At 65.0% G+C, this 22,112-nt stretch carries 19 protein-coding genes; 16 read left to right on the top strand and 3 right to left on the bottom strand.

Annotated elements, in window-relative coordinates; all coding sequences use genetic code 11:
* Positions 1–34: 34 nt before the first annotated feature.
* The 12 genes from dinB to CK620_RS05110 all read left to right on the top strand — a co-directional run bounded on the left by dinB (position 35) and on the right by CK620_RS05110 (position 14,216).
* Positions 35–1,321 (top strand): DNA polymerase IV, encoded by a 1,287-nt coding sequence (dinB, locus tag CK620_RS05160; protein ID WP_095549388.1) that lies wholly within the window; start codon positions 35–37, stop codon positions 1,319–1,321.
* 37 nt (positions 1,322–1,358) lie between these two features.
* The gene (locus CK620_RS05155) at positions 1,359–2,732 is read left to right on the top strand and encodes a Na(+)-translocating NADH-quinone reductase subunit A (RefSeq protein ID WP_095549387.1); all 1,374 of its coding nucleotides are present in this window, start codon (positions 1,359–1,361) and stop codon (positions 2,730–2,732) included.
* A gap of 5 nt (positions 2,733–2,737) precedes the next feature.
* Complete coding sequence (locus CK620_RS05150) at positions 2,738–3,949, top strand: NADH:ubiquinone reductase (Na(+)-transporting) subunit B (protein WP_095549386.1); 1,212 nt, start codon at positions 2,738–2,740, stop codon at positions 3,947–3,949.
* Positions 3,942–4,733, top strand: a complete 792-nt coding sequence (locus CK620_RS05145; protein ID WP_095549385.1) for a Na(+)-translocating NADH-quinone reductase subunit C — start codon at positions 3,942–3,944, stop codon at positions 4,731–4,733. The genes CK620_RS05150 and CK620_RS05145 overlap by 8 nt, the downstream gene beginning before the upstream one ends.
* Before the next feature lies 1 nt (position 4,734).
* A complete protein-coding gene (locus tag CK620_RS05140; protein ID WP_095549384.1) occupies positions 4,735–5,403 on the top strand; it encodes an NADH:ubiquinone reductase (Na(+)-transporting) subunit D in 669 nt (222 codons plus the stop codon).
* Position 5,404: 1 nt separating this feature from the next.
* Entirely contained in the window at positions 5,405–6,013 is a 609-nt protein-coding gene (gene nqrE, locus CK620_RS05135) for an NADH:ubiquinone reductase (Na(+)-transporting) subunit E (protein WP_095549383.1), read from the top strand.
* Between the two features lie 18 nt (positions 6,014–6,031).
* Positions 6,032–7,255: an NADH:ubiquinone reductase (Na(+)-transporting) subunit F gene (gene nqrF / locus CK620_RS05130; RefSeq protein WP_095549382.1), complete on the top strand. Its 1,224-nt coding sequence runs from the start codon at positions 6,032–6,034 to the stop codon at positions 7,253–7,255.
* Between the two features lie 151 nt (positions 7,256–7,406).
* Positions 7,407–8,465, top strand: a complete 1,059-nt coding sequence (locus CK620_RS05125) for an FAD:protein FMN transferase (protein WP_238946022.1) — start codon at positions 7,407–7,409, stop codon at positions 8,463–8,465.
* A complete protein-coding gene (gene nqrM / locus CK620_RS05120) occupies positions 8,462–8,647 on the top strand; it encodes a (Na+)-NQR maturation NqrM (RefSeq protein WP_095549380.1) in 186 nt (61 codons plus the stop codon). Before CK620_RS05125 ends, nqrM begins: the two co-directional genes overlap by 4 nt.
* A 193-nt stretch (positions 8,648–8,840) precedes the next feature.
* Complete coding sequence (locus CK620_RS13780; protein WP_143325943.1) at positions 8,841–9,239, top strand: hypothetical protein; 399 nt, start codon at positions 8,841–8,843, stop codon at positions 9,237–9,239.
* 4 nt (positions 9,240–9,243) lie between these two features.
* On the top strand, positions 9,244–10,641 hold the full coding sequence (locus tag CK620_RS13775) for a hypothetical protein (RefSeq protein ID WP_143325941.1): 1,398 nt from the start codon (positions 9,244–9,246) through the stop codon (positions 10,639–10,641).
* A gap of 767 nt (positions 10,642–11,408) precedes the next feature.
* Positions 11,409–14,216, top strand: a complete 2,808-nt coding sequence (locus CK620_RS05110; RefSeq protein WP_095549378.1) for an IPTL-CTERM sorting domain-containing protein — start codon at positions 11,409–11,411, stop codon at positions 14,214–14,216.
* Between the two features lie 401 nt (positions 14,217–14,617).
* Here CK620_RS05110 and CK620_RS05105 read toward each other — a convergent pair whose 3' ends face one another.
* Positions 14,618–15,022, bottom strand: coding sequence for a type II toxin-antitoxin system VapC family toxin (locus CK620_RS05105; protein ID WP_095549377.1), 405 nt, complete (start codon positions 15,020–15,022; stop codon positions 14,618–14,620).
* Positions 15,019–15,264, bottom strand: coding sequence for a FitA-like ribbon-helix-helix domain-containing protein (locus tag CK620_RS05100; protein WP_095549376.1), 246 nt, complete (start codon positions 15,262–15,264; stop codon positions 15,019–15,021). The genes CK620_RS05105 and CK620_RS05100 overlap by 4 nt, the downstream gene beginning before the upstream one ends.
* Before the next feature lie 340 nt (positions 15,265–15,604).
* Here CK620_RS05100 and fdnG point away from each other — a divergent pair, with 340 nt between their 5' ends.
* The 4 genes from fdnG (at position 15,605) to fdhE (ending at position 21,482) form a co-directional block, all read left to right on the top strand.
* Entirely contained in the window at positions 15,605–18,673 is a 3,069-nt protein-coding gene (gene fdnG / locus CK620_RS05090; protein ID WP_143325939.1) for a formate dehydrogenase-N subunit alpha, read from the top strand.
* Between the two features lie 10 nt (positions 18,674–18,683).
* Positions 18,684–19,691 (top strand): formate dehydrogenase subunit beta, encoded by a 1,008-nt coding sequence (gene fdxH / locus CK620_RS05085; RefSeq protein WP_095549374.1) that lies wholly within the window; start codon positions 18,684–18,686, stop codon positions 19,689–19,691.
* A complete protein-coding gene (locus CK620_RS05080; protein ID WP_095541754.1) occupies positions 19,684–20,394 on the top strand; it encodes a formate dehydrogenase subunit gamma in 711 nt (236 codons plus the stop codon). Before fdxH ends, CK620_RS05080 begins: the two co-directional genes overlap by 8 nt.
* Positions 20,395–20,519: 125 nt before the next feature.
* Positions 20,520–21,482, top strand: a complete 963-nt coding sequence (fdhE, locus tag CK620_RS05075; protein WP_095549604.1) for a formate dehydrogenase accessory protein FdhE — start codon at positions 20,520–20,522, stop codon at positions 21,480–21,482.
* 64 nt (positions 21,483–21,546) lie between these two features.
* Here the strand turns inward: fdhE and CK620_RS05070 are convergent, their stop codons facing one another.
* The gene (locus tag CK620_RS05070; RefSeq protein WP_095541752.1) at positions 21,547–22,050 is read right to left on the bottom strand and encodes an isoprenylcysteine carboxyl methyltransferase family protein; all 504 of its coding nucleotides are present in this window, start codon (positions 22,048–22,050) and stop codon (positions 21,547–21,549) included.
* Positions 22,051–22,112 lie beyond the last annotated feature (62 nt).

The following is a 22,112-nucleotide window of genomic DNA, read 5'->3' as shown; positions in this document are numbered from 1 at the left end:
CCGGGAAAACCGCAGCCTGGGCCGCCCCCTTGCCATGAATTGCACCACCCCCGCCACGCCCGCCACCACGCCTGCGCCCGTTTCGGGCCAGGCCGTGCGGCGCATTGCGCACCTGGACATGGATGCGTTTTTTGCCTCGGTGGAGCTGCTGCGCCAGCCGCAGCTGCGCGGGCTGCCGCTGGTCATCGGCGGCGGCCGGCGCGCGCCGGGCTGGCTGGGCGATGCGGCGCTGGAGGCGCTGCCGCCAGCGCAGATCCCGCTGCAGGCCTTCCCCCGCCTGGGTGGCTATGCCGGGCGCGGCGTCATCACCACCGCCACGTATGAGGCGCGGCAGTTCGGCGTGGGTTCGGCCATGGGGCTGATGAAAGCCGCGCGGCTATGCCCGCAGGCCTATCTGCTGCCGGCCGATTTCGATCAGTACCGCGCCTACTCGGCGCGCTTCAAGGCGGCAATCGGCGAGCACGCCAGCCGCATCGAGGATCGCGGCATCGACGAGGTCTACATCGACTTCAGCGGCCTGCCCGGCTGCGCCGAGGATGGCGGGCTGGCGCTGGCGCAGCGCATCCAGCGGGCCATCTTCGCGGCCACGGGGCTGAGCTGCTCGATCGGCGTGGCGCCCAACAAGCTGCTGGCCAAGCTGGCCAGCGAATGGCACAAACCCAATGGCATCTTCATCCTGCAGCCGCAGGAGGTCACCGCGCGCATCTGGCCGCTGGCCTGCGGCAAGGTCAATGGCATCGGCCCCAAGGCCAGCGCCAAGCTGCAGGCGCTGGGCATTGCCACACTGGGCGAGCTGGCGAAGGTGCCGCAGGAGCAACTGGTGGCGCACTTTGGCGCCAGCTACGGCCGCTGGCTGCACGCGGTGGCCTGGGGGCGCGACGAGCGACCGCTGGTGGTGCAAAGCCAGCCGGTGTCGATGAGCCGCGAGACCACCTTCGCGCGCGACCTGCACGCCCGGCGCGACCGCGCCGAGCTCTCGGCACTGTTCACCGCACTGTGCCAGCGCGTGGCCGATGACCTGCAGCGCAAGGGCTACGCCGGGCGCACCATCGGCGTGAAGGTGCGGCTGAGCGATTTCCGCACCATCACGCGCGCGCATTCGATCGCGCACTACACCCAGGACGCGGCCACCATCCGCCAGGCCGCCGGGCAATGCCTCAAGCGCATGGACTGGTCGCAACCGCTGCGCCTGCTGGGCGTGAAGGTCGACAAGCTGCTGCCGCTGGCACAGGCGCAGCAGCACAACGCCAGCCTGGCCGCGCAAGGGCAGATTGGGCCGCAGCAGCTGGACTTGCCATTGCAGCAGGGGCTAGCTGAATAAAATCGGCCCTTTTTCCACGAGAGAGACAAGGCCAGTGATGCATAAGATCAAACGGGGCCTGGATCTGCCCCTGGCCGGCGCCCCCCAGCCGCAACTGGCCGACGCTGCGGCCGTGCGCCGCGTGGCCGTCATCGGGGCCGATTACCACGGCCTGAAGCCGACGATGGCGGTGCAGGTGGGCGACCGGGTGAAAACGGGCCAGCCGTTGTTTTCCGACAAGAACCAGCCGGGCGTGCACATCACCGCGCCGGCGGCGGGCGTGGTCAGCGCCATTCACCGCGGGCAGCAGCGGGTGCTGCAATCGGTGGTGATCGACGTCGAGGGCGCGCCGGGCCAGGAAGAGGCGCTGGCCTTCGCCCGTTATGACGAGGCCCAGCTCGACGCGCTGAGCGACGCGCAGGTGCGCGAGAACCTGCAGCACAGCGGCCTGTGGGCGGCGCTGCGCACGCGGCCGTTCAGCAAGATTCCGGCCGCCGACGCCACGCCTGCGGCGATTTTCGTCACGGCCATGGACACGCACCCGCTGGCGGCCGACCCGGCCCCCATCATCAACGCGCACGCTGGCGATTTCCGCCACGGCCTGCGCGTGCTGGCGCGCCTGGCGCCGCTGGTGCTGTGCAAGGCGCCCCATACATCATCCAATGCCTCGCTGCCGGGCGAGGATGTGCCGGGCCTGAAGGTGGAGGAGTTCGACGGCCCGCACCCGGCCGGGCTGCCGGGCACGCACATCCACTTCGTGCTGCCGGTGGATGCGGCGCGCACGGTGTGGCACATCGGCTATCAGGACGTGATCGCCATCGGCAAGCTGTTCACCACGGGCCAGTTGTGGACTGAGCGCATCGTGGCGCTGGGCGGGCCGGTGGTGAAAAACCCGCGCCTGCTGCGCACGCGCCTGGGCGCAAGCCTGGAGGAGCTGACCGCCGGCGAGCTGGAGGGCGCGGACAACCGCGTGAACAACCGCGTGATATCCGGCTCGGTGCTGGGCGGGCGCACGGCCAGCGGGCCGTATGCCTTTCTGGGCCGCTACCACGTGCAGGTGAGCTGCCTGCACGAGGGCACGGAGCGCGAGATGCTGCATTACCTGCGCCCGGGCGCGCGCAAGCATTCGGTGACCGGGGCCTTTCTCTCCAGCCTGCTGGGCCGCCGCCTGCTGCCCATGAGCACCACCACTAACGGCAGCCCGCGCGCCATGGTGCCCATTGGCAATTACGAGGCGGTGATGCCGCTGGACATCCTGCCCACGCAACTGCTGCGCGCGCTGATCGTGGGCGACACGGAGATGGCGCAAAAGCTCGGCTGCCTGGAACTGGATGAAGAAGATTTGGCGCTGTGCACCTACGTGTGCGCGGGCAAGTACGAATATGGCCCGATCTTGCGGGACAACCTCACCCGCATCGAGAAGGAGGGCTGAACACCATGGGCCTGCGATCTTTTTTTGACCGTATCGAGCCGCACTTTCACCAAGGCGGCAAGTACGAGAAGTGGTACGCCTTGTACGAGGCGGTGGACACCTTTCTCTACCGCCCGGCCAGCGTGACGCGCTCCACCGCGCACGTGCGCGACAGCATTGATCTGAAGCGCATGATGATCATGGTCTGGCTGTGCACCTTCCCGGCCATGTTCTTCGGCATGTGGAACGTGGGCTGGCAGGCCAACACCGTGTTTGCCGCCCAGCCCGAGCTGCTGGCCGCGCAAGATGGCTGGCGCTTTGCGCTGATGCGCATGCTCGGCGGCTTCAACCCCGCCAGCGCGTGGGACAACATGCTGCTGGGCGCGCTGCACTTTCTGCCCATTTACGCCGTCACCTTTGCCGTGGGGGGCTTTTGGGAGGTGCTGTTTGCCTCCATCCGCCGCCATGAGGTCAACGAGGGCTTTTTCGTCACCTCGGTGCTGTTCGCGCTGACGCTGCCGCCCACCATCCCGCTGTGGCAGGTGGCGCTGGGCATCAGCTTTGGCGTGGTGCTGGGCAAGGAGGTGTTTGGCGGCACGGGCAAGAACTTCATCAACCCGGCGCTGGCCGGGCGCGCCTTCCTGTTCTTCGCCTACCCGGCCGCGCTCTCGGGCGATGCGGTGTGGAACGCGGTGGACGGCTACGCGGGCGCCACGGCGCTCAGCCAGGCCGCCAGCGGCGGCGTGGCGGCGCTGGCGCAGGGCGGCCTGAGCTGGTGGGACGCCTTCCTGGGCTTCATGCCCGGCTCGGTGGGCGAGACCAGCACGCTGGCCATTCTGATTGGCGGCGGCGCGCTGATGCTGATGCGCATTGCCGCCTGGCGCATCGTGGCCGGGGTGATGATCGGCATGGTGGGCTTCAGCCTGCTGCTCAACCTCATCGGCTCGGAGAGCAACCCCATGTTCGCCCTGCCCTGGCACTGGCACCTGGTGCTGGGCGGCTACGCCTTCGGCATGATGTTCATGGCCACCGACCCGGTGTCCGCCTCCATGACCAACACCGGCAAATGGATCTTCGGCGCGCTGATCGGGGTGATGGTGGTGATGATCCGCGTCATCAACCCGGCCTTCCCCGAAGGGATGATGCTGGCCATTTTGTTCGGCAACCTGTTCGCCCCGCTGATCGACCACTTCGTCATCCGGGCCAACATCAAGCGGAGGGCCGCACGCCGTGTCTGATCAAAAAGAAACCATTGGACGCACGCTGCTGGTGGCGCTGCTGGTCTGCCTGGTGTGCTCGGTCTTCGTGGCCGGCGCGGCCGTCAGCCTCAAGCCCACGCAGCAGGTGAACAAGCAGCTGGACAAGCAGCGCAACATTCTGGCCATTGCCGGGCTGGCCCCGGCCGACGCCCCCGCCGCCGAGGTGCAGCGCCTGTTCAAAGAGCGCATCCAGCCGCGCCTGGTCGATCTGCAAACCGGTCGCTTCAGCGACGCGCACGAGGCCGCCAGCTTCGATCCGCTCAAGGCCGCCAAGGACCCGGCCCTCTCCGACGCCCTGCGCCCCGAGCAGGACGCGGCCTCCATCCGCCGCCGCGAGCGCTTCACGGTGGTCTATCTGGTGGAAGGCGAAGGCGGCCGCCCGCAGACTTTGGTGCTGCCCGTGCGCGGCTACGGCCTGTGGTCCACGCTGCACGGCTTTCTGGCGCTCAAGGACGACTACAACACCGTGGCCGGTTTCGGCTTTTACCAGCACGCCGAAACGCCCGGCCTGGGCGGCGAGGTGGACAACCCGCGCTGGAAGGCGCTGTGGCCGGGCAAGCAGGTGTTTGACGCCAGCGGCCAGCCGGCCATCGCCATCGTCAAGGGCGGCGTCGATGCGGCCAGCCCGCGCGCCGTGCACCAGGTCGATGGCCTGGCCGGCGCCACGCTGACGAGCAACGGCGTCGATCACCTGCTGAACTTCTGGCTCGGCCCGCAGGGCTTCGGGCCTTTCCTGGCACACCTGCGCGCAGGAGGCAACTGAGATGGCACAACCCACGATCAAGCAAGTCCTGTTCGATCCGGTCTTCAAGAACAACCCCATCGGCCTGCAAATCCTGGGCATTTGCTCGGCGCTGGCCGTTACCTCCAACCTCAAGACGGCGCTGGTCATGTCGGTGGCGCTGACGCTGGTGACCGGCTTTTCCAACCTGTTCATCTCCAGCATCCGGGCGCAGATTCCGGGCTCCATCCGCATGATCGTGCAAATGGTCATCATCGCCTCGCTGGTGATTGTGGTGGACCAGGCGCTCAAGGCCTTTGCCTATTCGCTGTCCAAACAGTTGTCGGTGTTCGTCGGCCTGATCATCACCAACTGCATCGTCATGGGCCGCGCCGAGGCTTTTGCCATGCAAAACCCGCCCATGCTCTCGTTCTTTGACGGCATCGGCAACGGCCTGGGCTACAGCGCCATGCTGCTGGCGCTGGGCTTCGTGCGCGAGCTGTTCGGCGCGGGCAAGCTGTTTGGCATCGCCGTGCTGCCCACGGTGAATGACGGCGGCTGGTACGTGCCCAACGGTCTGCTGCTGCTGCCGCCCTCGGCCTTTTTCCTGATTGGCCTCATCATCTGGGCGCTGCGCAGCTGGAAGACCGAGCAGAACGAGGCATCCGCCTTCCGCATGGCGCCGCACGTGAGTGGCAAGGAGGGTATCTGAGATGGAACACTACCTCAGCCTGTTTTTCCGCTCCGTGTTCGTCGAGAACATGGCGCTGGCCTTCTTTTTGGGCATGTGCACCTTCATCGCCATTTCCAAGAAGGTGGAAACCGCCATCGGCCTTGGCATTGCCGTGGTGGTGGTGCAGGCCATCACCGTGCCCGCCAACAACCTGATTTACACCTACTTGCTCAAAGACGGCGCGTTGGCCTGGGCCGGTCTGCCCGAGGTGGATTTGAGCTTTCTGGGCCTGCTGTCCTACATCGGCGTGATCGCCGCGCTGGTGCAGATTCTGGAAATGCTGCTGGATAAATACGTGCCCAGCCTCTACAACGCGCTGGGCGTGTTCCTGCCGCTGATCACGGTCAACTGTGCCATCATGGGCGGCACGCTGTTCATGGTCGAGCGCGACTACAACCTGACTGAAAGCGCCGTTTACGGCGTGGGTTCGGGGCTGTCCTGGGCGCTGGCCATTGCCGCGCTGGCCGGCATTCGCGAAAAGCTTAAATACAGCGACGTGCCTGCCGGCCTGCAGGGCCTGGGCATTACCTTCATCACCATTGGGCTGATGGCCCTGGGCTTTATGTCCTTCTCCGGCGTGCAACTGTAAGCAGGCAAAGGCAAGCGTATGACTACTGAAATCCTGCTCGGCGTCGGCATGTTCACGGCCATCGTGCTGGCGCTGGTGCTCGTCATCCTGTTCGCGCGCTCCAAACTGGTGTCCAGCGGCGATGTGACTATCGAGATCAATGGCGAGCGCAGCATTACCGTGCCCGCCGGCGGCAAGCTGCTGCAAACCCTGGCGGGGCAGAACATCTTTCTGTCCTCGGCCTGCGGCGGCGGTGGCACCTGCGCGCAGTGCAAGTGCGTCGTCAACGAAGGCGGCGGCGAGATGCTGCCCACCGAAGAGTCGCACTTCACCCGCCGCGAGGCGGCGGCAGGCTGGCGCCTGTCCTGCCAGACGCCGGTCAAGCAAGACATGAAGATTCACGTTCCGGAAGAAGTCTTCGGCGTCAAGAAGTGGGAGTGCACCGTTGAGTCCAACCCCAACGTCGCCACCTTCATCAAGGAGCTGACCCTGCGCCTGCCCGAGGGCGAGAACGTGGACTTCCGCGCTGGCGGCTACGTGCAGCTCGAATGCCCGCCGCACACCGTGGCCTACAAGGATTTCGACATCGCCGAGGAATACCGCGCCGACTGGGACAAATTCAATCTCTGGCGCTACGTCTCCAAAGTCGATGAGCCGGTGATCCGCGCCTACTCCATGGCCAACTACCCGGAAGAAAAAGGCATCGTCAAGTTCAACATCCGTGTGGCCACCCCGCCGCCGGGGCGCGACGACGTACCGCCGGGGCAAATGTCCTCCTGGGTGTTCAACCTCAAGCCCGGCGACAAGGTCACCGTGTACGGCCCGTTTGGCGAATTCTTCGCCAAGGACACCGACGCCGAAATGGTCTTCATCGGCGGCGGCGCGGGCATGGCGCCCATGCGCTCGCACATCTTCGACCAGCTCAAGCGCCTGAACAGCAAGCGCAAGATCAGCTTCTGGTACGGCGCGCGCTCGCTGCGCGAAGCCTTCTACACCGAGGAATACGACCAGCTCGCCGCCGAAAACCCCAACTTCACCTGGCACCTGGCCCTCTCCGACCCGCTGCCCGAAGACAACTGGACGGGCTACACCGGCTTCATCCACAACGTGCTGTACGAGAACTACCTCAAGGACCACCCCGCCCCCGAGGACTGCGAGTTCTACATGTGCGGCCCCCCCATGATGAACGCCGCCGTCATCCAGATGCTGCTGGACCTGGGCGTGGAGCGCGACAGCATCTTTTTGGATGATTTTGGTGGCTGAGCGGGCGGCTGCCGCAGCGGCCAGAACCGCACAGCGCGGATTGCACCATCACCGCCATCGCCCGCGCCCTTCGGGGCGCTCACTGCTGGCTGGCTTGCTGGCCGCTGGGGCGCTCGCCGCCTGCCAGCCCGCCGGGCAGGCTCAGCAAGTCGTGAAATTCACCGGCCCCACCATGGGCAGCAGCTACCAGATCAGCTACGTGGCTGAATCCGGCGGGCCCGAGCTGGCGGCGGCGCAGGCGGGTGTGCAGGCCATCCTAGGCGAGATTGATTCCGCCGTCTCGACCTACCGGGGCGATTCGGCCCTGGCCCGCTTCAACGCCGCGCCCGCGGGCACTTGCATGGACATGCCTGCCGCCGCCATCGCCCTGGCCGAGCACGCCCAGGCCCTGCACGCGGCCAGCGGTGGCGCGTTTGACGTGAGCCTGCTGCCCGCGCTGGAAGCCTGGGGCTTTCGCCACCGGCCCAGCGCCCCGGTGACGACCAACATCCCGGCCAGCGCGGCTGCCGCAGCCGCATCCCCCACAGCACCTACAGCGCCCACCGAGGCCGAACTGCAAGCCCTGCGCCAGCGCGTGGGCATGCAGCACCTGCGTATCGAGGGCGCGCGGCTGTGCAAAATCGCGCCCATTCGGCTTGAGTTCAACAGCACCGCCGCAGGCTACGCCGTGGACCGCGTGGCGCAGTGGCTGGAGGGTCAAGGCGTGCGCAATTATTTGGTGGAGATCACCGGCGAGATGCGCGCCGCTGGCCGCAAGCCCGGCCGCAAACCCGATGGCGAGCCCTGGCGCATCGCCATCGAAGCGCCGCTGGAAAACGCGCGCCAAGCGCAGAAAATCCTCGCGCTGCAAGACATGGCCTTGTCCACCTCGGGCGACTATCGCAACTGGCGCGAGGCGGGCGGGCAGCGCTATTCGCACACGCTGGATGCGCGCAGCCTGCGCCCCGTGCGCCACGCGCTGGCCTCCGTCACCGTGGCCCATGCCTCGGCTTTGCAGGCCGATGGCCTGTCCACCCTGCTGATGGCGCTGGGGCCAGAAGCGGGCTACGACTACGCCAGCGCACACGGCCTGGCCGCCCTGTTCATCATCCGCACGGGCGAGGGCAAAAACGAAAGCGAAAATGGCGGCTTCGCCACCCGCAGCACGGCGGCCTTTGATGCCGCCTTTAATGCCACTCTTCCCCCATCCGTTTCTGGAGCACAACCATGATCTGGCTCGTCACCCTCATCCTCATGCTGCTGGTCGTGGCCGGCATGGCCATCGGCGTCATGGTCGGGCGCAAGCCCATTGCCGGCTCCTGCGGCGGCCTGGCCAACAGCGTGGGGCTGGATCACACCTGCCATTGCGGCAAGGCCCCCGGCAGCTGCGGCAGCGATACCGGCAAGGCCTGAGGGCGCGGCTCAAAACCCTTGGCTTGCGCGGCGGGCGCTCAGGCGGATTGGGGCGGTTGGGCCGTCTGCGGCCTTGCATCCCATCCTGCTCCGTTCCATTCCAAGCCGCTGCTGCCCACTCGCGCCAAGCGCTTGAACAGCCCCTAAAGCGCGCTATGCACTTTGCGCCCCCCGCGCACGGGCGCCAGTAGGCATGCGGCATGCCGTGCAGCAAAGGCGCGGCGCTGAAAACCAGGCCATCGCGCCCCCCTGCCCAAGGCTTGCCATCAAAACCGTATTGCAGGCCCTTGCAGGGCAGCCCAGCCTGCGGCTGGGCAAAGGCGCAACACCGGCTACCGGCCCAGCAACGCCAGCCGTTGGCAAGCGCGTGGTTGCGTCCTACAATGGCTTCGGCTTGTTACATGATTTGCAAAAACCTGTCTCTTGGGCAGGTTTTTCCCAGCCGGTCATTTTTCTTTTCATAGGAGGTCTTGCACATGCACCCCAGCCAGGCGGCGCGGCCCTTGCCATGCCACCCCCAATATTGCTTCAGGAATGCGCGCTTGCATGCAGCGCCATGATTTTCTCTATTAACCCTGTTTTTGAAAATTAATCTTATGTCTTTTTATAGAATCCCGTTGGCAACCGCTTTTTTTCTGGGTTTTGGCCTCAGTGTTGCCCAGGCGCAATCATTCTCGATTGACGAAACCGTGGCGTTGCCAGGCACGAACGATCACATCGTGACCGTCCGGTTCGAGAACTCCAACCCACGAAAAATTGCTTCCTTTTCTCTCTCGATTCCCGTTAGCAGCAGCATCACGGTTACCGATGCCGACTTTCAATATTTCGGGAACGCTGATGGAAGATGCTTTGTTGCGGCCGGGAAGATCAACTGCAATGTTGATGAAAAATCAGTGGGAGCTTTTCTTCCAGAAAGATACAGAATAAAAATCAAAGTGGACGTCAAGCCGGATGCTCCACTGGGGGATATACCTTTTGCTGTTTCCGACGATGATGACAGCGTTGTCTTTTACGGCGAAACAGGCAATAGATACCCTATTAGTGCCGTTGCCTTGTCAAGCGGAAAAATCACCGTCAGCAATAGCCTGCCACCCCCAAGGCAGGCGAGCGGATTTCTGAACCCAACTTCCGGCACACCCATTGAAGCTTCCGGCCATGATATTGGCAGTGATGTGGCGTTCAAAATCACCTTGTCGGCTGAAGATGGCACGGCCACTGCCACTGCCAAGCTGGATAACTGCCAGATCAGCGGCGCCGATGCAGCGGATTTTGCTTTCTATGACGCCATGCCGCTGATCGTAGCCAGTGAGAGCAGCGCTGATATTTTTGTGAGAGGCCGAGTCAAAAAAAGCGTCGAGCAAAATGCTACGCTGAGCTGCAAATTGTTTGACCATGCCAACCCCGCCGGCGCCACGGTCAGTTGGCCGCTGAAAATTGGCGCGGGAATAGCCGATAGCGGCTCCAGCAAGCCGACACTGAAAATCATTGACAGCACGGTAGAAGTGGGGGCTGTCGATCATGAAATCACGATCCGGCTTCAATCTCCCAATCCGCCAAATGTCGGCGCAGCTGAGTTTGTTGCTGCCTACGACAAGAACCGGATGACGCTGAAATCATGGGAATCTTCTGCCACCGCAAACACCAATTGCACAATTGACAACAATGCTGGCAAATTGAAATGCAATATTGCCCGATTGCTTCCCTCGCCTTACATCCCACAGGCCTATGAGATTAAAGCCAAGGCAACCATTGATACCACTTCGTCAATGGATGACATTTATTTGTTTTTCGAAAGCCATCTTTTCCGCGACAAGCCTGGCAGCGATGTTTATTTATCGGGGAATGCATCCGGCGGCACAATCAGCGTGCGCTCTGCGCCGCTGCACGCTGCACCGGTCGCCGTTCCCGCTTCCTCGCTGTGGTCGCAGATCGCCATGTCTGCGCTTTTGGGCGCACTGGGCATACTGGCTTTGAGCCTGCGCCGAACTCGCTGAGAGCCTGTTCAAAATCTCGGCGCGAGTGGGCAAGAAGCGGTTTGGGGTGGGCTGCAAGGCGCAAAACGCAGCCATAGCTGGGGCTATGGCGAGGCTTTGCAACGAAGCAGAGCGCCCAAATCCGCTCTCTTGACCGCCGTGCAAAGATTTTGAACAGGCTCTGAGCCGGCAGCTTTCACATCAAACCAAAAGGCGCCCCGAGGGGCGCCTTTTTTATCCGCGCCTTATCGCGTCATTGATCGTGTGTGGTTGATGGTGTTGTTGAGTCGCCCCCGCAAACTCCGCCCCCAGTCTGCCTTGCGTCGTGGCCCCGATCCGCTGTGCTGCAAGCCTCGGTTTGCGACAGACTCACCTTCCTTGTCTTGCGGCTTCGAATCATTGCATGCGCCAGCGCACCGCTGCCACCTGCACCCCTGGCGCTGTAGGGCCTGAGCGGCCTGCTCCATCTCCCGGCCCCTGACAGGCGCTCAGGCAGACGGCTCACTTTGCAACCCCAACCCCGCCTTGCAAGAAAACCAGGCTCACCGCCCCCCCCTGCCCAAGGCTGGCCATCAAAACTGTATTGCAGGCCCTTGCAGGGCAGCCCAGCCTGCGGCTGGGCAAAGGCGCAACACCGGCTACCGGCCCAGCAACGCCAGCAACGTTAGCCGTTGGCAAGCGCATGGCTGCGCCCTACAATGGATTCAGCTCGTTACATGATTTGCAAAAACCTGTCTCTTGGACAGGTTTTTTCCCGCCGGTCATTTTTTTCATAGGAGGTCTTGCACATGCACCCCAGCCAGGCGGCGCGGCCCTTGCCGCAGCTTTTCCCCCCTCCCCCCCGAAAGTTTGAGTGCCTGAGGCGCCTGGCTCGCTGGGCCGTCGGCGCCGCGCTGGTCCTGGGCGCAGCCGCCACCGCCCAGGCCCAGCACTGGAAGTTGGATGCTTCGTTCAAGGCCGATCAAGGCTCCACCCATGCCATGGTGCAGCACGACGGCAAGCTGTGGGCGACCTTCCTCACCGAGCTCGTCCGCCTGAATGTGAACAGCGGCGCCGATGAACAGCGGCTAGATGGCAAGGGCGGCCCGGTTTTCGCCCTGGCCTTGCAGGCCGATGGCAAGCTGCTGGCGGCCGGCGGATTCACCGAATTTCCCGTTGGCGAGCCCGCATCGCGGGTCGTGCGCCTGAACCCGGATGGCACGCGCGACACCAGCTTCACCTCCCCGACCATCAGCGCACTGCTGCCGCATAACCAACTGGTGAAGCATCTGGCCGTGCAGGCCGATGGAAAAATTCTGATCGCTGGCAATTTCGGCCAGGTGGACGGGGCGCCCGCGCACGGCCTGGCCCGGCTGAACGCTGACGGCAGTCGCGATGCCAGCTTTCAAAACACCCTGCCCGACCACTTTTTGGCGGGGGGCCTGCTGCTTTTGCCCAACGGCCAAATTCTGGCGGGGGCGAACAACGGGCAGCTGTACCGGCTCAACCCCGATGGCAGCCTGGCCAACGACGGGCTGGCCTATGTTGCGTCAGGTGTGACGATGCTGCACCGCCTGGCCAGCGGCAAGATTCTGGTGGGGGGCGGCTTCACTTACGTAGAGCACAAGCCCTACGAAAGGCTGCTGCGTCTGAATGCCGATGGCACGCTGGACACCAGCTTTGCCAACCCCCGCATCCAGGGTGGTAGTGAACAGGTGCAGGCCGTACAAGAGCTGCCCAACGGGCAAATCCTGATCGGGGGGAACTTCACCCAGGTGCACGGCCAGGCCCGCGAACACCTGGCCCTGCTGAACGCCGACGGCACGCTGGACAACCAGTTCAACGCACCCGCCGTGGACGGAGTCATCACCTATAGCCGTGGCATCTCCTCCTTTTTGCTGCAAGACAGTGGCAAGCTGCTGGTGGGCGGTTGGTTCAGCATGCGAGATGGCACGGTGATGCGCTCCGATGTGGTGCGGCTGATTCCGCCTGCTACCCACGCCATCACCACCGCCATCAGCCCCGCAGGCAGCGGCACGGTGACCTGCTCGCCCAGTTCGGTGTTCGAGGGCGGCAATGCCACCTGCACAGCCACGGCCAACGCGGGTTACACCTTCAGCGCCTTCAGCGGCGACTGCACGGGGACGACCTGCACGCTGACGAACGTGACTAGCCCCAAGAGCGTGACGGCCAACTTCACCACGACCCACGCCATCACCACCGCCATCAGCCCCAAAGGCAGCGGCACGGTGGGCTGCTCGCCCAACCCCGTGCCCAACGGCGGCATCGCCATCTGCAAGGCCACGGCCAAAAAGGGCTTTGTGTTTGACAGCTTCAGCGGCGATTGCTCGGGCACGAACTCGACCTGCGCGCTGACGAACGTGACCAGCGCCCAGCACGTGATAGCCAAATTCACCGCCAAGGGCACGACCCACGCCATCACCGCCACGGCCAACCCGCCCGCTGGCGGCACGGTGAGCTGCACGCCCAACCCCGTGCCCAACGGTGGCGATGCCACTTGCACGGCCACTGCCAACGCGGGCTTCGCGTTTGACAGCTTCAGCGGCGACTGCACGGGGGCGACTTGCGCGCTGACGAACGTGACCAGCCCCAAGAGCGTGACGGCCAAATTCACCGCCACGGCCACGACCCACGCCATCACCGCCACGGCCAATCCGGCCGCTGGTGGCACGGTGAGCTGCGCGCCCAACCCCGTGCCCAATGGCAGCAATGCCACCTGCACGGCCACGGCCAACACGGGCTACACCTTCACCAGCTTCAGCGGCGATTGCACCGGCACGACCTGCGCACTGACGAACGTGAGCAGTCCCAAGAGCGTGACGGCCAACTTCACCGCCACGCCCAGCACCCACGCCATCACCGCCACAGCCAACCCAGCCGCTGGCGGCACGGTGAGCTGCACGCCCAACCCCGTGCCCAATGGCGGCGATGCCACTTGCACAGCCACGGCCAACACGGGCTTTGCGTTTGACGGCTTCAGCGGCGACTGCACGGGGGCGACTTGCGCGCTGACGAACGTGACCAGCGCCAAGAGCGTGACGGCCGCGTTCAAGGACGTGCGCCGCCGCTTCGAGGGCACGACGGCGCCGCCCAGCGGCGCGGGCGCCCCGGCGGTGGCCACCTTCACCGGCGGCGGGGCCAACTGCCGCTTTGACGCGGGCAGCACCGCCTTCATCGCCGCGCCGGCCGCGCCGCCCAGCGGGCAAAGCCTGCCGCATGGGGCCTTCCGCTTCAAGCTCACGGGCTGCGACGTGGGCAGCACGGTGACGATGAGCGTGCAGTGGCCCGGCGCGGTGGGTGGCGCGCTCAAGTACGGCCGCGCCAGCGCCAGCGCTACGGCAGACAGCTTCTACGCGCACCCGGGCATCAGCGCCAGCGGCAGCGTGACCAGCATCACCCTGACCGACGGCGGCCTGGGCGATGCGGACAACGCGGCCAATGGCGAGATTAGCGACCCGCTGGCCGCCACCACGGCCATTACCGCCGGCCCCATGGGCGTGACGGCCGTGCCCACGCTGGGCCACTGGGGCCTGATGCTGCTGGGCCTGGCCGTCGCCGGCCTGGGCGCGCGGCGCTTGCGCCACAAGGCCGCCTGAACGGCCGGGGCCAGGGAAAAGCCTTCATGGACCTGAACCCGCGGCCCTGAACCCCGCCGGGCATGCACCCGGCCCTGAGTGAAAAACCGCCCTTCGGGGCGGTTTTTTTCTGGCGCTGACTGGCGGCGCTGGCGGAGCAGACCTGCTTGGGGCGGGTGTCAGCATGGCAGGGCGGGCGCTTTTATTTTGGAATGCAGTTGTTGCTCTTTTCTACCCAGATTCTCCCCAGAGGGCAGAGGAGCCGGGGGAGAAGAGATGCGCCCCACGCTGTCTTGCACCATGCCGCGCACAAGCGTTCTGTCGAGCGCACACCCTCGCCCCAGCTCTCTCCCGCAGGCGGGAGAGGGCGTACGTGTGCGGGGTGGAGGGCGCTTGGGCAGGATTTTGGGCAAGTTCTCGCGCTATGCGCCTTTCACGCTGCCCAGGCTATACGCCACACCCGGGAACGCCCGCAGCACCTGCTTGTCCTGGGTCATCAGCGGGCAGCCCAAGGCCTGGGCCAGGGCGACGAATTCGCAGTCGTATGCCGTGCAGCCGCTGTGCTGTGCCAAGGCCAGCACAGCGGCGGAATCCACGGCTTGCTCGCCCAGCGCCATCAGGGCCTGGGCTTCCTGCTGGATTTGGATCGCGTCGGCCAGGCTCAACTGCTGGCGGCGCACGTAGCCGCTCAAGATGTTGCGCAGCTCGCTGCGCCAAAGCGGTGGGGCGTGCCATTGGGGGTGCTGGCGCAGCAGGGCTTCGGCCTGCTGGCTGAATTGGCCGGGCAGGTAGAGGTAGGCCAGCACGTTGCTGTCCACCACGATCATGCGCGGCCCTCTTGGCGCAGGGCGGCAATGTCGGCGGCGGCGAAGTCCTGCCCGGCCAGGCGCTGGCGCAAGGCGCGGGCGCGTTGCAGGCGCTCCTCGGCGCTGGCGCTGGCGGGCATGAGCACGGTTTGCAGGCAGACGACGGCCTCGTTGTTGAGGCTGCGGCGATGCGCCTGTGCTGCGGCCTTGAGGCGTTCGTAGATTTCGTCGGGGATGTTTTTCAGCGTCAAGGTGGCGGGCATGGCGATGCTTGCTTGGGAATCAATCTGGTTGCATTTTGGTTGCCTTTGCCGTGATCGTCAAACTTTCGGGGCCAGTGCAGGAGCACAAAGCCACGGATCAGGGAAACCACGCCTTCACGCGCTGGATGCTCCCGCCCATCATGGTCAGGCGGCAAACCCCGCGGCAATGACAGAGCGCGCCAGTCGGCCAAGCGCGCTGGTCAATGAAGCCCAGCGAGCCTGTCTCTACAATCGCGCCCTCTTCGTGGCCCGCCGGGCCGGGTGCAGCAGCGCATCCGCAGGCCGCTGCCGTGACAGGACACAACAAGAGATCCCCTGAACCTTTTGAAAGGTCAACCCCATGATGAACGTCTCCAGGCGCCAGTTCATGCAAGTGACTGGCTCAACCCTGGCAGGCTCCAGTCTGGCGCTGATGGGCTTTTCGCCCTCTGAAGCGCTGGCGGAGGTGCGCCAGTACAAGCTTGCGGCCGCGCAGGTCACGCGCCAGACCTGTACCTACTGCTCGGTGGGCTGCGGCATTTTGATGTATTCGCTCAGCGATGGCGTGCGCAATGCCAAGCGCGCGGTGATTCACGTCGAGGGCGACCCCGATCACCCGGTCAACCGCGGCACGTTGTGCCCCAAGGGTGCGGGTTTGCTGGATTTCATCAACAGCCCCAACCGCCTGCTCAAGCCCCAGTACCGCGCCCCGGGCGCGAGCGAGTGGACGGATCTGTCCTGGGATGAGGCGATGGACCGCATTGCCCGCCTGATGAAGGACGACCGCGATGCCAACTTCGTCACGCACACGGACGATGGCAAGGTGGTCAACCGCTGGCTGACCACGGGCATGCTGGCCGCCTCGGCCTCCACCAGCGAAACGGGCTACATCACCCACAAGGTGATGCGCAATTTCGGCCTTCTTGCATTCGACAACCAGGCGCGTGTCTGACACGGCCCGACGGTGGCAGGTCTTGCCCCGACGTTTGGCCGTGGCGCGATGACGAACCATTGGGTCGACATCAAGAATGCGGATGTGATTTTGATCATGGGCGGCAATGCCGCCGAGGCCCACCCCTGCGGGTTCAAGTGGGTGACCGAAGCCAAGGAGCACAACGGCGCCTATTTCATGGTGGTCGATCCGCGCTTCAACCGCTCGGCATCGGTGGCCGATTACTACGCGCCGATCCGCTCGGGCACGGACATCACCTTCCTGGGCGGGGTCATCAACTACCTGCTGAGCAACGACAAGATCCACAAGGAGTACGTGCACAACTACACGGACTTCAGCTTCGTCGTGCGCGATGACTTCGAGTTCGTCGATGGCATCTACTCGGGCTACAACGAAGAGACGCGCACCTACGAGAAAACCTCGTGGGATTACGAGCGCGGCGCCGATGGCTACGCCGTGGTGGATCCGACGCTGCAACACCCGCGCTGCGTCTATCAGCTCTTGAAGAAGCACTACAGCCGCTATACGCCGGAGATGGTCGAGCGCGTGTGCGGCACGCCCAAGGAGAAGTTCCTGCACGTGGCAGAGAAGCTCGCCAGCACGGCGGTGCCGGGCCGCGCGGCCACCATCATGTACGCGCTGGGCTGGACGCAGCACTCCATCGGCGCGCAGATGCTGCGCACCGGCGCCATGGTGCAGCTGCTGCTGGGCAACATCGGCGTGGCCGGCGGCGGCATGAACGCGCTGCGCGGGCACTCCAACATCCAGGGCCTGACCGATTTGGGCCTGCTCTCGGCCAGCCTGCCGGGCTATTTGAGCCTGCCGCGCGAGCATGAGCAGGACTACGCCGGCTACATCGCCGCGCGGGCGCACAAGCCGCTGCGCCCCGGGCAGGTCAGCTACTGGCAGAACTACTCCAAGTTCCACGTCAGCCTGATGAAGGCCTGGTACGGCAAGAACGCCACGGCCGAGAACAACTGGGGCTACGACTACCTGCCCAAGCTGGACAAGGAGTACGACATGCTCCAGTACTTCCAGCTCATGAACGAGGGCAAGGTCAACGGCTACCTGGCGCAGGGCTTCAACCCGCTGGCGGCGCTGTCGGACAAGAACCGCGTGCGCAACGGCCTGTCCAAGCTCAAGTTCCTGGTGGTCATGGATCCGCTGGCCACGGACACCTCCGAGTTCTGGAAGAACCACGGCGAGTTCAACGACGTGGACGAGAAAGCCATCCAGACCGAGGTCTTCCGCCTGCCCACGACCTGCTTTGCCGAGGACGAGGGCGAGATCGTCAGCTCCAGCCGCGTGCTGCAATGGCACTGGAAGGCCGCCGAGCCGCCCGGTCAGGCGCGCACCGACATCCACATCATGTCGGAGCTGTTTTTGCGCATGCGCGAGCTGTATCGCAAGGAAGGCGGCGCCTACCCCGACCCGATCCTGCACCTGGACTGGCCCTATGCCCAACAGCATGAGGCCAGCGCGCGCGAGGCGGCCATGGAGCTCAACGGCCGCGCGCTGGTGGATCTGACCGACCCGAAAGACCCCAGCAAAGTGCTGCGCAAGGCGGGCCAGCAAATCTCCGGCTTTGGCGAGCTGCGCGACGACGGCAGCACCGCCTGCGGTTGCTGGATTTTTGCCGGCTCCTGGACGGAGGAGGGCAACATGATGGCCCGCCGCGACAACTCTGACCCCACCGGCATCGGCAACACGCTGAACTGGGCATGGGCTTGGCCGGCCAACCGCCGCGTGCTCTACAACCGCGCATCTTGCGACCCACAGGGCAGGCCCTTTAACCCGCACCGCCAGCTCGTGCACTGGAACGGCAAGCGCTGGACGGGCGCGGACGTGCCGGACTTCGTTGCCACCTCCGCGCCCGAAGCGGGCGCTGGCCCCTTCATCATGAATGCCGAGGGCGTGGCGCGCTTCTTCTCGCGCAAGCTGCTCAATGAAGGCCCCTTCCCCGAGCACTACGAGCCGTTCGACACGCCGCTGGGCTACAACCCGCTGCACCCGAACAACCCCAAGGCCACCAGCTCGCCAGCGGCACGGGTCTTCACGCCCATCTGGGAGACTTTCGGCAAGCCCGAGGAATTCCCCCACGTGGGCACGACCTACCGCCTCACCGAGCACTTCCACTACTGGACGCGCCACACGGTTCTCAACTCCATCAGCCAGCCCGAGCAATTCGTGGAGATTGGCGAAGCTCTGGCCGCATCCATTGGCGTCAAGGCGGGCGACCGCGTCCGGGTCAGCTCCAAGCGCGGCTACATCAAGGCCGTGGCGGTGGTAACCAAGCGCATCAAGGCCATGCAGATCGATGGCAAAACCATCCACCACGTGGGCATTCCCATCCACTGGGGCTTCAAGGGCGTGGCCAAGCCAGGCTTCATCGCCAATACCCTGACCCCCTTCGTCGGTGATGGCAACACCAACACCCCCGAGTTCAAGACCTTCCTGGTGAAGGTCGAGAAGATCTGAAGGAGTCCACATGGCATTGCAATCCCTGGACATCAAACAGCGCTCGGCCACCACCACGCCCTCGCCCCAGGTGCGCGAGCCGCGCTCGGGCGAAGTGGCCAAGCTCATCGACGTCTCCAAGTGCATTGGCTGCAAGGCTTGCCAAACCGCCTGCTCGGAATGGAACGACCTGCGCGACGAGATCGGCCACAACCATGGCGTGTACGACAACCCCATGGACCTGACGGCCGACTCGTGGACGGTGATGCGCTTTACCGAGTACGAGAACGAGGCCTCGGGCAATCTGGAGTGGCTGATCCGCAAGGACGGCTGCATGCACTGCGAGGACCCCGGCTGCCTCAAGGCTTGCCCCTCGCCCGGCGCCATCGTGCAGTACACCAACGGCATCGTGGACTTCCATGAGGAGCACTGCATTGGCTGCGGCTACTGCGTCACCGGCTGCCCCTTCAACGTGCCGCGCATCTCCAAGAAGGACAACAAGGCCTACAAGTGCACCCTGTGCTCGGACCGCGTGGCCGTGGGCCGCGAGCCGGCCTGCGTCAAGACCTGCCCCACCGGCGCCATCATGTTCGGCACCAAGCAGGCCATGACGGAACAGGCCGAGCGCCGCATTGGCGACCTGAAAAACCGCGGCTACGCCAACGCAGGCCTGTACGACCCGGCCGGCGTGGGCGGCACGCACGTCATGTACGTGCTGCACCATGCCGACAAGCCATCGCTGTATGCGGGCCTGCCCGATGCGCCGCAGGTCAGCCCCGTGGTGCGGCTGTGGAAGGGCGTGACCAAGCCGCTGGCCCTGGCCGGCATCGCCCTGGCAGCGCTGGGCGGCTTCTTCCACTACACCCGCGTAGGCCCCAACAAGCCCACCGAGCAAGATGAGGAGGAGGCCGACGTCCAGGCCCTGGCGCGCCGCCAGGCCGCAGGCATCGCCACCGAACACGCGCACCATGAGCACCATGCCCAGCACGTCCAGCACGCGCCGCACGCGCCATTGCAGCAGGAGGCCCGCCATGACTGAACACCATCGCCCCACGCCCATCGACTTCGCCGTGGACGCCGAGGGCCGTCCGGCCATCCAGCGCTACACCGCCAACGAGCGCAGCAACCACTGGCTCACCGCCATCAGCTTTGTGCTGCTGGCGCTCTCGGGCCTGGCGCTGTTTCACCCCTCCATGTTCTGGCTCACCAACCTGTTTGGCGGCGGCCCGTGGACGCGCATCCTGCACCCCTTCATCGGCATCGTGATGTTCCTCTCGTTCACCGTGCTGGCGCTGCGCTTTTGGCGCCACAACTTTCTGGACAAGAACGACATCCAGTGGCTCAAGCAGCCGGGCGACATGCTGGCTAACCAGGAGCACAAGCTGCCACCCGTGGGCAAGTACAACGCTGGCCAAAAGATCCTGTTCTGGGTGCTGCTGGGCAGCATGCTGGGCCTGCTGCTGACGGGCATCGTCATGTGGCGCGCCTACTTCAGCCACCTGTTCGGCATCGACATCATTCGCGTCGCCTCGCTGCTGCACGCCTTCTTTGGCTTCGTGATGATTTTCTCCATCGTGTTCCACATCTATGCAGCCTTCTGGGTCAAGGGCTCCATCAAGGCCATGACGCGCGGCACCGTCAGCTACGCCTGGGCCAAGCGCAACCACCGCCTCTGGCACGACGAAATCGTCGCCCGCGAGCAGCGCCTGGCTGCTCAGCGCCAACAGCGCACCAGCAGTTGATGCACACTAGGCCCCTTGGCAACGCACCGTTGCACTGAGGGGCCATCGCTTCACAGACGAACGCGCACACGCCGGGCTCGCCCGGCGTTTCATTTGCCACTTTGCGCCACCACCCCAACCACGCCATGCAACGCATTCTTCAACCCGGTGAAATCGAAGCCCTGGATCGCACGCGCATGCCCCATGCACGCCTGCCCCAGCCCGCCAGCCTGTTTCGCGAGCGCGCCGCCCGGCTACTGCAACAGGCCGAGGGCAACCCCATTGGCGATTACCTGCGCGTCATGGCGCGCATCGTGCAGGCCCAGGCCGAGCTGGCCGGCCACATCCAGACCGAGCCCTGGGCGCGCGAGGCCATCGCCCAGGCCCAAAGCCATGCCATGCCGCTGTGCAACCCGAGGGCCGAGCTGGACGCAGCATGGCATGGCGCGCTGGCGCAGCTGCTGGCGCGTCTGGCGCCCGAACAGGGCCTGCCTGCGCCCATGCAGCAAGCCCTGAACGCCCTGGGCCAGCACAAGCCCGAGGCGCTACAAGCCCTGGCAGCGCGCATCCTGGACGAGCGCATGGAGGCCGGCGACCTGCTGGCCGCACCCATCGTCATGGCCGCGCTGCAGCTGCACTACGCCCACAGGGCCAGCCAGCTGCAGGAAAGCGACGTGCCCTACACCCAGCCCATGACCATCTGCCCCGTCTGCGGCTCACAGCCCGTGGCCAGCGTGTTGCGCATCGGCGGCGCCGAAGGCGGCCTGCGCTTTCTGCATTGCAGCCTGTGCTGCACCGAGTGGCACATGGTGCGCATCAAATGCAGCCACTGCGAATCCACGGGCGGCATCCGCTACCAGGGCGTCGTCAACCAGGATGAGCCCCATGGCGACACCGCCCAGGCCAGCCCCGACGTCAGCAAGGAAGTGGTGCTGGCCGAAACCTGCGACCACTGCCACAGCTACCGCAAGATCGTCAACCAGGAAAAAGACCCGTACGCCGAGCCGCTGGCCGACGACCTGGCCAGCATGAGGCTGGATTTGCTCATGGGCCAGACCGACTACGCCCGCGCCAGCGCCAACCCGCTGCTGGCGCTGGGGCAGCGGTAAGCGCCTGCTCTGACGGGCCGGGCGACCGCTGCCGCTGGGCGCAGCAGCAAGACAGGCTGCCCCATCACCACAGGTGGCGCATGGCCTGCTGCTCGTGGCGGATGCGCACCGCCAGGATGGCAAGGTACAGCGGCAGGCCCACCAGCATCACCGCCCAGGCATGGCACAGCAAGCCCACGCCGATCAGCTCAGGGATGATGTTCAGAAAGTAATTGGGGTGGCGCACATTGCGGAACAGCCAGTTGCGATTCATCTTGTGCTGCGGGTGGATGTAGAGCTTGACCGTCCACACACTGCCCAGCGCGTGGATCACATAAAACAGCATGGCCAGCGCAAACGCCAGCACGGCCGTGCCAATGGCCGAGATCGCATCGAATGTTGCGCCACGCACATAGGACTCGGCCAGCGCCGCAAAGTAATAGACCACGTGCGCGGCCGACAGCAGCTTGGAATTGCGCTCCCCATACTGCCTGGCGCCTTCGGCGATCAGGCGTTTTTCGTTCTTGATGGAAATGGACAGCGACACCAGGCGAATGGCAAACACCAAGGCAAAAACAGCAGCAATCATCTTTCTTTCAATAACTAGGGGCCCAAAAACAACAAAGCCCCGCGCAGCGATGCCACGCGGGG

This window comes from Vandammella animalimorsus (assembly GCF_002285285.1).
Taxonomy (GTDB): Bacteria; Pseudomonadota; Gammaproteobacteria; order Burkholderiales; family Burkholderiaceae_C; genus Lampropedia; species Lampropedia animalimorsus.
Note: the sequence above shows the minus strand (reverse complement) of the source record. Positions and strands in the feature narration are given on the sequence as shown.

What these genes read in the sequence shown, in the direction of transcription:
- dinB (WP_095549388.1), top strand. Translation starts at nt 35, where the DNA reads ATGAATTGCACCACCCCCGCCACGCCCGCCACCACGCCTGCGCCCGTT.
- CK620_RS05155 (WP_095549387.1), top strand. Translation starts at nt 1,359, where the DNA reads ATGCATAAGATCAAACGGGGCCTGGATCTGCCCCTGGCCGGCGCCCCC.
- CK620_RS05150 (WP_095549386.1), top strand. Translation starts at nt 2,738, where the DNA reads ATGGGCCTGCGATCTTTTTTTGACCGTATCGAGCCGCACTTTCACCAA.
- CK620_RS05140 (WP_095549384.1), top strand. Translation starts at nt 4,735, where the DNA reads ATGGCACAACCCACGATCAAGCAAGTCCTGTTCGATCCGGTCTTCAAG.
- nqrE (WP_095549383.1), top strand. Translation starts at nt 5,405, where the DNA reads ATGGAACACTACCTCAGCCTGTTTTTCCGCTCCGTGTTCGTCGAGAAC.
- nqrF (WP_095549382.1), top strand. Translation starts at nt 6,032, where the DNA reads ATGACTACTGAAATCCTGCTCGGCGTCGGCATGTTCACGGCCATCGTG.
- nqrM (WP_095549380.1), top strand. Translation starts at nt 8,462, where the DNA reads ATGATCTGGCTCGTCACCCTCATCCTCATGCTGCTGGTCGTGGCCGGC.
- CK620_RS13780 (WP_143325943.1), top strand. Translation starts at nt 8,841, where the DNA reads ATGCGGCATGCCGTGCAGCAAAGGCGCGGCGCTGAAAACCAGGCCATC.
- CK620_RS13775 (WP_143325941.1), top strand. Translation starts at nt 9,244, where the DNA reads ATGTCTTTTTATAGAATCCCGTTGGCAACCGCTTTTTTTCTGGGTTTT.
- CK620_RS05110 (WP_095549378.1), top strand. Translation starts at nt 11,409, where the DNA reads ATGCACCCCAGCCAGGCGGCGCGGCCCTTGCCGCAGCTTTTCCCCCCT.
- CK620_RS05105 (WP_095549377.1), bottom strand. Translation starts at nt 15,022, where the DNA reads ATGATCGTGGTGGACAGCAACGTGCTGGCCTACCTCTACCTGCCCGGC.
- CK620_RS05100 (WP_095549376.1), bottom strand. Translation starts at nt 15,264, where the DNA reads ATGCCCGCCACCTTGACGCTGAAAAACATCCCCGACGAAATCTACGAA.
- fdxH (WP_095549374.1), top strand. Translation starts at nt 18,684, where the DNA reads ATGGCATTGCAATCCCTGGACATCAAACAGCGCTCGGCCACCACCACG.
- CK620_RS05080 (WP_095541754.1), top strand. Translation starts at nt 19,684, where the DNA reads ATGACTGAACACCATCGCCCCACGCCCATCGACTTCGCCGTGGACGCC.
- fdhE (WP_095549604.1), top strand. Translation starts at nt 20,520, where the DNA reads ATGCAACGCATTCTTCAACCCGGTGAAATCGAAGCCCTGGATCGCACG.
- CK620_RS05070 (WP_095541752.1), bottom strand. Translation starts at nt 22,050, where the DNA reads ATGATTGCTGCTGTTTTTGCCTTGGTGTTTGCCATTCGCCTGGTGTCG.